The organism is Paenibacillus sp. FSL L8-0470, from assembly GCF_038008625.1.
GTDB lineage: Bacteria > Bacillota > Bacilli > Paenibacillales > Paenibacillaceae > Paenibacillus_AQ.
This window is the reverse complement of sequence record NZ_JBBOZM010000001.1, coordinates 5,322,735-5,334,484: the sequence shown is the minus strand read 5'-3', so window position 1 is coordinate 5,334,484 and position 11,750 is coordinate 5,322,735. Positions and strand designations below refer to the sequence as shown.

The 11,750-nt window shown below is 41.7% G+C and carries 14 protein-coding genes and 2 pseudogenes; 15 read left to right on the top strand and 1 reads right to left on the bottom strand.

Annotated features, from left to right (window positions below; translation table 11 throughout):
- Positions 1–124: 124 nt before the first annotated feature.
- Complete coding sequence (locus NST99_RS24470; RefSeq protein ID WP_341095057.1) at positions 125–304, top strand: hypothetical protein; 180 nt, start codon at positions 125–127, stop codon at positions 302–304.
- A gap of 124 nt (positions 305–428) precedes the next feature.
- On the opposite strand, the gene NST99_RS24465 is transcribed toward NST99_RS24470, so the two are convergent.
- On the bottom strand, positions 429–782 hold the full coding sequence (locus tag NST99_RS24465; RefSeq protein ID WP_341095056.1) for a hypothetical protein: 354 nt from the start codon (positions 780–782) through the stop codon (positions 429–431).
- Positions 783–1,119: 337 nt separating this feature from the next.
- On the opposite strand from NST99_RS24465, the pseudogene NST99_RS24460 reads away from it, so the two are divergent.
- The 14 genes and pseudogenes from NST99_RS24460 to NST99_RS24395 form a co-directional block, all read left to right on the top strand.
- Positions 1,120–2,103 (top strand): annotated as a pseudogene (locus NST99_RS24460) (sigma-70 family RNA polymerase sigma factor); the annotation flags it as partial.
- A 73-nt stretch (positions 2,104–2,176) separates the two neighbouring features.
- Positions 2,177–2,599, top strand: coding sequence for a VOC family protein (locus NST99_RS24455; RefSeq protein ID WP_341095055.1), 423 nt, complete (start codon positions 2,177–2,179; stop codon positions 2,597–2,599).
- A 190-nt stretch (positions 2,600–2,789) separates the two neighbouring features.
- Entirely contained in the window at positions 2,790–3,170 is a 381-nt protein-coding gene (locus NST99_RS24450; protein WP_341095052.1) for a collagen-like protein, read from the top strand.
- Between the two features lie 177 nt (positions 3,171–3,347).
- Entirely contained in the window at positions 3,348–4,283 is a 936-nt protein-coding gene (locus NST99_RS24445; RefSeq protein WP_341095050.1) for a LytTR family transcriptional regulator DNA-binding domain-containing protein, read from the top strand.
- Positions 4,284–4,421: 138 nt separating this feature from the next.
- Positions 4,422–5,267, top strand: a complete 846-nt coding sequence (locus tag NST99_RS24440; protein WP_341095048.1) for an ABC transporter ATP-binding protein — start codon at positions 4,422–4,424, stop codon at positions 5,265–5,267.
- Positions 5,264–5,974, top strand: a complete 711-nt coding sequence (locus tag NST99_RS24435; RefSeq protein WP_341095046.1) for an ABC transporter permease — start codon at positions 5,264–5,266, stop codon at positions 5,972–5,974. The genes NST99_RS24440 and NST99_RS24435 overlap by 4 nt, the downstream gene beginning before the upstream one ends.
- Positions 5,975–6,494: 520 nt before the next feature.
- Positions 6,495–6,698 (top strand): annotated as a pseudogene (locus tag NST99_RS24430) (VOC family protein); the annotation flags it as partial.
- Positions 6,699–7,048: 350 nt separating this feature from the next.
- Entirely contained in the window at positions 7,049–7,537 is a 489-nt protein-coding gene (locus tag NST99_RS24425) for an LURP-one-related/scramblase family protein (RefSeq protein WP_341095045.1), read from the top strand.
- 35 nt (positions 7,538–7,572) lie between these two features.
- The gene (locus tag NST99_RS24420) at positions 7,573–7,821 is read left to right on the top strand and encodes a hypothetical protein (RefSeq protein WP_341095044.1); all 249 of its coding nucleotides are present in this window, start codon (positions 7,573–7,575) and stop codon (positions 7,819–7,821) included.
- A gap of 152 nt (positions 7,822–7,973) precedes the next feature.
- A complete protein-coding gene (locus NST99_RS24415; protein ID WP_038595257.1) occupies positions 7,974–8,228 on the top strand; it encodes a cold-shock protein in 255 nt (84 codons plus the stop codon).
- 122 nt (positions 8,229–8,350) lie between these two features.
- Positions 8,351–8,944, top strand: coding sequence for a DUF2441 domain-containing protein (locus tag NST99_RS24410; protein WP_341095043.1), 594 nt, complete (start codon positions 8,351–8,353; stop codon positions 8,942–8,944).
- Between the two features lie 154 nt (positions 8,945–9,098).
- Positions 9,099–9,743 carry an aspartate/glutamate racemase family protein gene (locus NST99_RS24405; RefSeq protein ID WP_341095042.1) on the top strand — a complete coding sequence of 215 codons (645 nt, stop codon included), beginning with the start codon at positions 9,099–9,101 and terminating at the stop codon, positions 9,741–9,743.
- An 85-nt stretch (positions 9,744–9,828) separates the two neighbouring features.
- Positions 9,829–10,407, top strand: a complete 579-nt coding sequence (locus tag NST99_RS24400) for a hypothetical protein (protein WP_341095041.1) — start codon at positions 9,829–9,831, stop codon at positions 10,405–10,407.
- Between the two features lie 401 nt (positions 10,408–10,808).
- The gene (locus tag NST99_RS24395; RefSeq protein ID WP_341095039.1) at positions 10,809–11,555 is read left to right on the top strand and encodes a class I SAM-dependent DNA methyltransferase; all 747 of its coding nucleotides are present in this window, start codon (positions 10,809–10,811) and stop codon (positions 11,553–11,555) included.
- Positions 11,556–11,750: the final 195 nt, after the last annotated feature.

Sequence of the window (11,750 nt, the reverse complement as noted above, 5' to 3'; positions counted from 1 at the left end):
CATAGTTCTCTAAGATGAGACGCACAATATTAGGGTGATTTGCCATATCTGCATTGAGCTTATATGCTTGTGGCGTTGCAAGGCAGAATCATTCGAGAATAAGATGAGGAGGCGCTAAGTTCTAATGTCCAATAAAAAAAGTTACTATGCATTTGAGGATCCGCTTGGCACCAAAGTTGAATTTCAAGCCACTAGCTTACAACAAGCCATGGTGATTAAAAAGAAGAAGGCTCATGAACTGGGGATTCCTAAAGAGGCTTTTGAACTCACAAGCATACGTAAGAAACCAAGCCAGAGCGCATAAAGCTTGTAATGGAACCTTAGTGAGAAAGAGGAGCCAGCGGATAAATGACCGCTGGCTAGAAAGCTTATTCACCCGTTAGGGTGATTTTGTTCAAATATAATGGACAGGACAGAATGACTTCTAATCAGGCTTTACTGCGATAGGAAGAAGTTAACACACCGGTGCTATCCACAAGGCCTAGCTCATAAGCTTTTTGCAACGTGGAGAAACGAAACCTACTCTCAGCAGAAACACCATTGTGCTGTTCATATATACGATTGTTTGAAATTTCATCATTAGAAATCTGGCGCGCATTGTACGAATTTAATTGTTCGTCCTTCTGAATTGCTCCCATAAAATCATCAAAACTCATCGAATTGCTGGTATCACTTGTTTTAATGCCCCGTTCTTCATTTTGCACCCGATTTCCGATGACCAAATGGGCATAAGCTGACCATTCTGCTGTGGCTCTTCCATTACTTGCGGCTATATAAGACAATACCCTCTCTCCTTTCAAATAATGCAATAATACAAATATCGGAAAATATCATTTTATTGAACTACAATTGCTTTGAAACCGGCATAAGAAGTATAGGGTGTAATATAATTTTGAGCACTTGCAGTTAGTGTGCCAGTGCTAACATTATTGAGGTTAAAGGAGAGATAGCGATTCTCTCACCGTCAAGTTATCGCCCATGCCGGGCGCACACCCAAGAAACCCAAGGTCCTGTAAAGACCTTGGGTTTTTTGACAAGCTGTTGATCAAGTTTTCTCGCTTATGAAATGTTAATATGAATAGTGAGATATAAGCTTTTTGGACGTCAAAAAGGAGGAAACGTAAAATGAGCCAAAAGCATGGAATAGACATGTTCGAGGAATTGCGTTCTGAACTAATCGGATATTGTTATCGGATGACGGGGTCCATTTTTGAAGCGGAAGATGCGGTGCAGGATACGCTGCTCCGCGCCTGGCAGAACTGGGACCAGATTAGGCAGGATTCCTCCCGTAAAGCTTGGATGTATCGGATTGCCACTAATGTTTGTTTGGACAGGTTAAGGAATGCAAAGCGTCGGGCACTTCCGATGGATCTCTCAGAACCAGCGGCTATTATTATGGAACCAAGGGACAGCTTGCCCCGGAGCTCTTGGATCTGGCCGGCCCCCGATAACGTTGGTGACCCGGCCAATATCGTGGTTAGCAGAGAAACCATTCGATTATCTTTTATTGCGATGCTGCAAATATTGCCGCCACGGCAACGTGCCGTACTGATCTTGCTTGATGTCTTCCGATGGACGGCTAATGAGGCAGCGAATGCGATGGGGATGACCACGGCAGCCGTCAACAGTGCTTTGCAGCGGGCTCGCTCGACACTCGCTCGCTCGAATCTTCGGTCCGAAGAATTACAAGGGGGAGATGTCCCGGCAGATCAACAAGTGCTTGCAAATTATATGGAAGCTTTCGAACAGTACGACATCAATGCATTGTTAGCATTATTCCACGAGAACGGCAGCTTGTCGATGCCGCCATTTAAGATGTGGGTTCGTGGCAGCTCTAATCTGTCGTCATTCTACAATATTACACGCAGCCATTGTTTGGGTTCCAGATTGCTGCCAATTCGTGCTAACGGGGATAGTCCCGCTTTTGCTCAGTATGTACCCGCCGGACCGGATGGGCTGCTGGCTCCGTGGAGCATTCATATTCCAGAGATGGAACAGGGTAAGATCGCTCATATCCATTATTTTATTGACTCCGATTTATTTGTTCGATTTGGATTGCCGACAGGTTTGGACGCGAAGCAGGATTTTTCAATAGACCGATGAGTTTATGGTGCCCGGATCGTCTATACTAATGAACCACATTGAATCCAATCAAAATTTAAGGAGGAACAATCTTATGACGGTAAAACTTACCCCTTATATTACTTTGGAGGGCCGGGTAAAGGAAGCAATTCAATTTTATGAACAAGCCATCGGTGCAGAAATTCTCTCCATGGTGACTTACGGTGAAATGCCGGACATGCCTGGTACGTTCATTGACGATCTGAGTAATCTTGTAGCGCACGCCAAGTTAAAGGTCGGAGTAACGGAGCTCATGTTATCGGATGCTCCAGGGGGTTCGCCTAGTGAAAACGGAAAACGGGTCACCATCTGCATTACAACGAATGAAGTAGAAGAATCAAAACGGATGTATGAAGCCTTGCGGCAAGAGGGTCAGGTCAATATGCCGTTTAAAGAGGAACCATTCAGTCCAGGGTTTGGGGATGTAACGGATAAATTCGGCGTGACTTTTCAAATTTATACTGAAATTGAAGACTAAATTACGGATAAAGAGTTGCACCAGATGATGGTGCAACTCTCTTTTTTTGTAAATCTTGGATCTGCGTCGAAACCATCCGTGTTGTGCATAGTCGGTCTATGTTAAATCTTATTGTTGGGCATCCGCCCAAGCGTCCTTTCCGCGAATGCATATGATGATTATGCCTAATCATTGAAAGGAGCGATCATATATGGGATTTTTTCCAACGCCGGGAACCGGCGGAGGATTTCCTGGGGTCCCGGGAGGACCGGGGTTTCCAGGTGGAAGTCCCGGAGGATTTCCGGGGACTCCGGGACTTCCGGGGGGTGCACCGGGAGGCGTTCAAGCGCCGACGGCTCCTCCACCGCAATTCGTACCGCAAATGCCGGCTACCGCTTTTGCCATCGACCCCGGGGGAATCAGACGATGCCTGTTCCGCAACACATACATTTGGCTGAACAACGGCGAGCAATTCTGGTTCTTCCCGGTATTCGTCGGGCGTAATTCTATTGCAGGGTTCAGATGGACTGGTTTCTTCTGGGCGTACTTCGGCATTGATTTGAATCGGATTAGCTCGTTCACCTGCTTCTAAGGCAGATAACAAAGAGAACAGCCGCAGGCTGTTCTCTTTGTTATGGTACTTTAGTTGTCATCGTATTTTCCCGACCCATGGTATGCTGTTATATATTCTAATAGAAACTGACAAAAAAGCAGCCCAACTTTATAATTGTTTTATATATCCTATAGCAGCACTAACCGGGAGGACGGCATGCAATTTCAACCAATGTATTATGATGGGGAATTACTTCTACCGAAGATCGAATTAGATATGACAACGTACCAATCGATTGGCATTATAACCGACTTGAAGCGAAAGCAGCTTTTAATGGATCAATTAGTTGATCATTCCCGATATTATTTATTTCGGGCTGGGCAGAACGAGTATATGCGTTTAACGGTGGAAGAGCTAATCACTTTTCTAATCAGAGTAACGGAGAGGAATGAGCGTGCCGCTTCGTTGATCGATTATTTTGCTTTAAAAGAGGAAAGGAAGGTAAAAATCAAGGACCTAAGCTCATCAAGAAGGATGTATGTGACCTTGCTGCGTGTTTTTTTTGCGCATCAGCCTTCACTTGTACTGGAAGAACCCTATTTTTACTTAGAAGAGCAAGATCGCCGTCAATTTAGACGGATTCTAGATGACCTTTTGAAAGAGAAGCAAGTATTAATTTTAACTTCGAATTTAGAGGATGCACTTATTTCCTGTGATGCCATTTACCGGTTGAACGAGTCCGGATTTCATCCACTTGATATTCGGGATTCCGAAGAGGATAAGCAGGAAGTACAGAAACAAGACGAGGCCAATATAACCTTGCAGAAGATCTCTACCAAAAGAAATGACAAGGTAATTTTATTTAATCCGCCTGAAATCGATTTTATAGAAAGTGTAGAGGGTTCGATCCTTGTTCATGTGGGCGGGGAAAATTATGACTGTACTTTGACGCTAAACGAGCTGGAGCAGAGATTGTTGAATTTCGGGTTTTTTAGGTGTCATCGATCCTACATCGTTAATCTGCAAAAAGTAAGAGAGATTATTACATGGACGAAGAATAGCTACAGCTTGCGGTTAAATACAGGCCAAGATGCGGTGGTTCCGTTATCCCGTTCAAAATTGCATGAATTAAAAGCACTTCTTAACATTTAATTTCCGGGGAAATGTCGAACCAATCAAGCATTGGGTGGTACCATTCAGACGATAATAGCTACATTTCGGCGGGTTTTGATGGCTGGAAGCATGCAATCTGTATATGTTTAAGCCATCAACGCTAAGGAAGTGGTGTGAATGGATGTTATCCAAGTAGAACGTATCCGCAAGAGATTTGGAAATAAGGATGCGTTAGCAGATGTGTCTTTTTCAATTCCTAAGGGAGAAATTTTCGGGTTCCTCGGTCCGAGTGGTTCAGGAAAAACAACATTAATCAAGATTTTAACGGCGCAGTTAAATCCGACAAGTGGACAGGCAAGTGTATTTAACCAGCCGGCGGAGATGATGCAGCAGTCTTCACAGAAGATGCGCTTTGGCATTTTGACGGATAACAGTGGTCTATATGAACGATTATCGGTTGAGGAAAATCTGGAGCTGTATCGTAAGTTGTATGATCTTCCCCGATCTGCGGTCGATAAGGTGCTGCAGTTTGTGAACTTAAGCGGAGAGCGCAAAAAGAAAGCCAATCTCTTATCGAAGGGAATGCGTCAGCGTGTTTTGCTGGCCTGCGCGATTATCCATGAGCCCGAATTGTTATTCTTAGATGAGCCTACTTCGGCTTTGGACCCGGTTAACACCGCACATATTTATAAAGGCTTGCGCTACTTAAATGAGAAGGGGACAACGATTTTTCTGACTACGCATGATATGGCTGAAGCAGAATTGATATGCAATCGTGTAGCGATTCTGTATCAGGGACAAATTCAAGCCATCGGCTCACCGAAGGAACTTAAACGGCAACACCGGGAAAACGTAATTTGTGTTGAATTAATTAATGGGGAAACTTACGAGCTCCCGATCGGTGAGGGAACGGCTGATCAAATCGCAGATTGGATGAGACAGGGGCTAATTGACCGGTTAGAAACGAAAGAGCCCAGTCTGGGTGATATTTTTATTAAAATGACAGGAAGTGAGCTACTATGAGTATCTCATTGAAACGTGTGCGGGCGATATTTGTAAAGGACTACAAGGAGTTTTCACGTAACTATGCGCTGTCCATTATGCTGATTTTCCCAATTATTCTTGCACTTCTTTTTCGGAAGGCTGGCGCGTCTTTGCCTGGAGCCAGCGGTTTTCTTTTTAATACTTCGTTTGTATTACTAACATGCTTCGCACAAGCTTGCTTGATTGCGGAAGAAAAGGAGCGTAACACTTTACGGTCATTAATGATGACTCCGGCCACGAGCCTGGATGTTCTAACCGGTAAAAGCTCTTTAGTCTTTGTGATGTCTGTTGTTGTTCTCGCTATTTCTACATTATTATTTGGCTATGAGCCAGCTAATATATGGGCGTTTGTGGCAGTGATCATTCTTTCGATTATCCTGTACACAGCAGCCGGGACCATCTGCGGTTTATTCTCCAAGACGCTGCTTGAAGCCTCATTATCCATACTCCCTGTGGCGTTCATATTTATGGGTGCACCGTGGGGAGCAGTACTAGAGAAGGATTACCCGGTCTTCCAAGTGCTGGATTACATGCCAAGCAGTCAACTGGTGCATTTTCTAGGGATAAGCAATACAGGCTTTACGACGGGAGATATATTAAAACCCCTCCTCATTATTTTGGTATGGACCGTTGTATTAACGATTGTGTCTGTTGTTTTGTATCAACGACGGTTGAAGGATGAGTAGAACTTGATGAAAACTTGCCGTTACAGGGGCGAGGGCTATTTAATGCTCAGCTAAGTGGTGGAGATTCAATACACATGACCATTATGACCATTTAGATTATCAATCTCAGGTTCATTTAGATGTAAACGGGAACAATATGATGTTAATTCTACTCCTAAAATCGGCGAAACTACTCCATTAATTGGAGAGTTTTCCGTTCCTTTTTCATCAGGCTTATTGGGTTTGTTTCATCTTCTTGGGTTAAACAGTAAAATGGCAGACATCGGTTCAGGTACAGAAATCTTTGCTCGCGGTCGAGCCGAATCAGGCAAGTTTTGTACTAATAGAGAACGTTAGTTCAATGAAACAGAGACACTCTAGGACATATTTTCTCGTCCTTGGATGTCTCTGTTTCTATTTCAAAGGCCAGTCTAAATCAAAACGCGTTGAATAAAGACATCCAGTCTAATACTCTATTTTTTTGTTGACTCACGTAACCCGATCTGCGACCATCCTGACATAAGCTGGCAGGTCTCCGTGCTTGAAGCTCGGGCGAGCTACTGTCGAAGGTGAATGGGCTGGCCGCGTAACCGGGCTGGGTTCACAGTGTGTAGAGATTGCTATGATGGTTACCCCAGATGGCCACAGCCGACTTGAACTTTCGCGATTTCTCACCCCACCTACTATATCAGATCACCAAACTACTCCTGTAAATGCCCTCGGTTATCTACACGTCATGTTCACCGGTGTGAAAAGGGAAGCAAAAGAAGAGGCGTGTGTCGACATGGAGGTCGGTTCTGTTTCCTTTATTTATGAATATCAACCAACTAAAAACAATTATATTTATGGTGATATCTACATTTGAATGTGAATTAAAATCGGGGTCATATCTCAAATTTCCACAAAAGCCAGATCTAAACAATCAGATGTTAAATGGACAGCGGTATTAATTATCGCAATTATATTGAAGAGCAAGACATACAACAAAATATGTACGCTAGCGGGCAGTATGTGAGATAGCCTATCTTTGGTATACTTGGTTTATATTGTAGAAGAAAAAGAAATGGGAATATACTATATCGAAGGAGGCGGGGTATGAAGCAACTTTATATAAAGCAGAAAGTATTCAGTCTAAGTGGAAAATTTACGGTAAAGAATCAGCAGGAGGAGGATGTTTATTATGTAGAGGGCAGTTTTATGCAAATTCCAAAGACTTTCTCCATTATGAATACAACAAGAGATGAAGTCGCACTTATTACGAAAAAGGTGTTCAGTTTTTTACCGAAGTTTTTTGTTGAGGTAAATGGTCGAGAGGTGTTAACGATTAAGAAAGAGTTTTCTTTCTTAAAAGCACGCTATACGATTGATTCGGCTGACATAGAGGTACATGGTAATTGGTGGGACATGGATTTTCAGGTCTTACAGCATGGTGTAGTCATAGGTGAAGTTAACAAGGAGTGGTTCACTTGGGGCGATAGCTACAAGATTCAAATATTGAATGAGGAGATGGAGGCAACCATGATTGCGTTCGTTGTCGCAATTGATTGTGTGAAGGCTGACCAAGCTGCTGCTTCTCATCAGTGATTACAATAAAAAGTAGAGGAGGCAACAAATATTTCATGGGCAACGACTTATACAGAAAACTAGGTGCAGCCTTTCTAATTTCCGCTGGAGTAATCTATGCTATTGAACGTGTGGGCTCTTTGATAGCTCGCATCCAAGAAATTGCAGTGTTATACGAAGCGAAAATGTTCGATGCCCTACCTAAAACTCATATTACAGGCTTCTTCGATAATATCTTTGTGCCAATCCTTACGTTCCTCGGTATGATACTTTTCGTATATGGGTTCCCGAAAAAAATAAAATGAGGTAACTCACTCAACGCGATGGGAACACATTATGTATAGTGCAGCGAAGCACTAACAGGAAACGTTAATGAAAAAGTGGTTGCTTCATTCACCGCTTGGGCAAAAAACTCAATCTTTATGATACTTAATAAAGTGACAGAGGAGGTGCTTAAATGGCGGAAAGAAGATGTGGTATTGTCAAATGGTTCAAAGAAGATAAAGGTTACGGACGGATAATGCTAGACGGGCAGGACGATAACCATGTGTTTGTTCACTTTAGCGAAATACGACCAGACCCTATTAGGCTACCGAACGGCTTTCGGTTTCTTAAAGAGGGTCAAAAAGTTGCGTTCGACCTATTCGAGTTCCCGAGTATGGTTGATTCTCAGCGTTGGACAGCTAAGAATGTGCAAATCTTAGAGGACTAAAGAATCGAGACGTATTTCCTAAATATATGGACTTTCGGGACCCATAATTAAGCTAACAGCCAGGATAATGCTGGTAAATTCCGAATTTACTTATGCTAACAATGATTAATGGGGGGCAGTCCATGGAAAGAAGCGAATTGTATGTTTACCACATTGTCACGAGAATAAAAATGGACATTGGGCAGATAATTAGCTTTGACAAAAACAAAAAAAACACTTTATATCACTTCTTTTTTGAGAAGGAACAGATGAATTCCAAAGGTGAAGACTTTATTCAAATATTACACCGTCATTATACAAATGACGGCTTTAAGTTGGATAAAGAGAATGCAGATGTAGTTATTAGATATGCGGAACAAACAATCAGAGCTACTAGAGAAGTAATAGTTGAAATGGTCAGATTGCAAGAATATCTTGAATATCCTTCACGGTTGTCTTGCTTATACGCTGCTAAGAGCTATGAAGACGCTCTGAAATGGAAAGAACTTTTCGATTCTTATCATCGAAAAGTTTTGCAGATCGTTAAACTTCGGGTTACTGGGAATATCTTTGAAGGTGACGGTAATCTTTTACCAAAGGAAGATGGAATTCCTTTCTCCCGAAAAATCGAACAAGCCAGAGAATATTGGAAAGGCAATATAAATAACGAACTTCCTGAGCTGCTGATTAATGGGGAAATCGAAGTAGTAGAAATTATTGATGAATTCTCCACTTAATTTCAACAAAAGCGCTGAAAAAGCAAGCTAGAATTAATTGCTCTAAGATCCCCCGCTTATTCAACTATAGGGCAGGATTGTATAGCAAGTTGTTTCTGGAGAAAAACACAATAAACTGGTAGTGTAAGAGGAAATAAAGTAGGGTGGTTATCATATGAAGAAGATTGGTTGTTTGCATGCCCACTATTCAAATATTGAGTATATTCAAAAAGCTATTGCTTCAAATGATTTAGAATTAGTACACTTTGTAGACCCTGGATTAATGAGCAGAATTGCGTCAGATGAAAATTTCGATTTAACAAAAGCCCAAAACAAAGTGAATGAGCAGATTGAATGGATAGCAAATACGAATATCGATGCAATTTTAATTACATGTACTAATTACATTGCTATTCTCAACGAAGAACAACTTAAGACATCAGTCCCAATAATAAAAATTGATGAGCCATTTATCCACCACGTTTGCAATATAACAGAGCCACAGATTCTACTATTTACTAATCCAGCAACAGTCGAAGGAACAATGAAACGGCTTAATGAATTTGCAACCACACACGCAAAACCAATTAATATTGATGTTCAAGTCATTGAGAATACCTTCGAGCTAATAATGCAAGGAAAGAAGGAGCAATATGTGAATGAAGTATCAAACTATATAAAGGGTTTGCTTGTCTCTGACCCCAACAAGACCATTTCTGTTGCTCAATTATCCATGGTTGAAACTGCTGAAAAAGTTGAGCGTGAAATGGATGTGCAAATTGGAAATCCATTAAAAACATTGGTAACATATCTTGGATAGAGGTTAAAGTTTAATTCCGCTAACGGGCAGGATACGTTGTAATTAACAGCACTATTATAAGTGGCAGTCAGCCTGAGGTGAACTAATGAATTTTAGATGTGAGTGTGGACAAAGAATACACGACACGACTGATTATTTATCCTATAAGGGATATTTAATTTCTGACCAAGATCAGTTTGATCTCCTAGACGAGATTGACGATGCTATTGAAAAATCGGGGCCGTCGTCTACAGATAAAGAAGAAGCTGCAATGAGAATTCGATCATTAATATCCACACTTTTTAAGACGGTTTATCAGTGTTCAAATTGTGGGAATTTCTTCATTGATAATGATCATCCTGGGCTAGAAATGTTCAGGGGAGCTAATCAAGTTAATAAGAACTTATTAGAGTCAGCTTTAGGGGACAAGTGGAGAGGTTTTATATATGCGGATTGGAAAGATAAAATTCCCGATTGGCAAACTTCCAATGGAACCCTACTTAACGAAACGAATGTAAGCTCTCTAACTGGACAATTGGATGAAAACGGAAAATATAGTGATTGGGAAACCTTGGAGCTGGATTATTATCAGTTATTTAATGACCTAAAGAATAAGAATGTTATAAGGTTCAGCCAATTGAAAAAGAACAATACAGTAATACATTCATGGAGCTTACAAAAATAGCTAGAGACAAAGCAATTAATTATTGATGATTTCGGAGGATTTTACTTGAAGGATGTCCCGTGAATAGGACGATTCTTTGTTTTTAAGGGAATCTAGGCAACGATTTTGATTTGAATTACATTGAACTCTAACGGAGAACGATAACCTAATAATGACATGGAGACAGCTGGTCACGACGATCGGCTGCCTCTTTTAACCGAACGGGGAGTTTAATGCAATGAATTACGCTAGCGGGCAGTAAAGTTGAATAACCTAGCTTTGATATACTTGGTTTATATTGTGGAGGAGATGGAGGCAATCATGATTGCGTTCGTTGTCGCAATTGATTGTGTGAAGGCTGACTAAGCGGCTGCTTCTCATCAGTGACTATTTTGTCTAGGTCTTACAATATGAAAGGGGGAATGGCGTTGATTGAACATAGCAATCTTGAAGAATATCAAGATCCGGTAAATTACGATCTTGAATTTGACGGTGAAATTGACAAATATCAGTTCTATCTTGAGCTTGCTAGATCGAGTCCTGGGGAAGTGTTAGAGCTTGCTTGTGGTACAGGCTTAACAACGATACCCCTGTCGAAAGCCGGCATAACGATGACCGGTGTAGATATCTCTTCAGAGATGCTCGCATATGCGCGGTTGAAGGCGGAAGGGTTGACTGTTACTTTTATGGAAGGTGACGCCCGTACCTTCGAATCGGACAAGCGATTTTCAATGATTTATTTGACTGGTAATGCATTTCAGGCATTCATAAGTGATCAAGATCAAATTGATTTGCTCACGACCGTTCACAAACATTTACAACCCCAGGGAATCTTTGCATTCGAGACCCGTAATCCGGAGGGAACGGATTTATCCGATCAAGAGGAGACAGAATGGGGATCATTCATAGATAAGGATGGGAATAACGTCAAGGTATCAGGCACACAATGTTACGATGCTAGACAGCATATCATGCATTGGGTCACGATGCGTGATTGGGGGGACAAGCGGACGACTTCCCGAATTGCTTGTCGGTTCACGGATCAGGATACGCTGCATTCTTTATTAACCCGTCACAACTTTCGCGTCGAACATCAATATGCTGATTGGGATAAGACGCCGTTCTCTCCGTCATCTTCATCTATCATTAGCGTTTGTAGGAAATGTTAGGAGAGACGTAATGCATTGCAATAGAAAAAATCCCCTCAGGTCGAGGGGATTTTTGGTGATCCTAAGTTTAGCATACTTTTCGCATTAATAATTCAATGACAAAAAAATCGTTGAGATGAGTGTATGGATATAAACGTAAGGTAGGCAAGAATTGAAGATGCTAATGACTTGTCTGAATTAATTTTATTGGAACTG

What these genes read in the sequence shown, in the direction of transcription:
- NST99_RS24470 (WP_341095057.1), top strand. Translation starts at nt 125, where the DNA reads ATGTCCAATAAAAAAAGTTACTATGCATTTGAGGATCCGCTTGGCACC.
- NST99_RS24455 (WP_341095055.1), top strand. Translation starts at nt 2,177, where the DNA reads ATGACGGTAAAACTTACCCCTTATATTACTTTGGAGGGCCGGGTAAAG.
- NST99_RS24450 (WP_341095052.1), top strand. Translation starts at nt 2,790, where the DNA reads ATGGGATTTTTTCCAACGCCGGGAACCGGCGGAGGATTTCCTGGGGTC.
- NST99_RS24445 (WP_341095050.1), top strand. Translation starts at nt 3,348, where the DNA reads ATGCAATTTCAACCAATGTATTATGATGGGGAATTACTTCTACCGAAG.
- NST99_RS24440 (WP_341095048.1), top strand. Translation starts at nt 4,422, where the DNA reads ATGGATGTTATCCAAGTAGAACGTATCCGCAAGAGATTTGGAAATAAG.
- NST99_RS24435 (WP_341095046.1), top strand. Translation starts at nt 5,264, where the DNA reads ATGAGTATCTCATTGAAACGTGTGCGGGCGATATTTGTAAAGGACTAC.
- NST99_RS24425 (WP_341095045.1), top strand. Translation starts at nt 7,049, where the DNA reads ATGAAGCAACTTTATATAAAGCAGAAAGTATTCAGTCTAAGTGGAAAA.
- NST99_RS24420 (WP_341095044.1), top strand. Translation starts at nt 7,573, where the DNA reads ATGGGCAACGACTTATACAGAAAACTAGGTGCAGCCTTTCTAATTTCC.
- NST99_RS24415 (WP_038595257.1), top strand. Translation starts at nt 7,974, where the DNA reads ATGGCGGAAAGAAGATGTGGTATTGTCAAATGGTTCAAAGAAGATAAA.
- NST99_RS24410 (WP_341095043.1), top strand. Translation starts at nt 8,351, where the DNA reads ATGGAAAGAAGCGAATTGTATGTTTACCACATTGTCACGAGAATAAAA.
- NST99_RS24405 (WP_341095042.1), top strand. Translation starts at nt 9,099, where the DNA reads ATGAAGAAGATTGGTTGTTTGCATGCCCACTATTCAAATATTGAGTAT.
- NST99_RS24400 (WP_341095041.1), top strand. Translation starts at nt 9,829, where the DNA reads ATGAATTTTAGATGTGAGTGTGGACAAAGAATACACGACACGACTGAT.
- NST99_RS24395 (WP_341095039.1), top strand. Translation starts at nt 10,809, where the DNA reads ATGGCGTTGATTGAACATAGCAATCTTGAAGAATATCAAGATCCGGTA.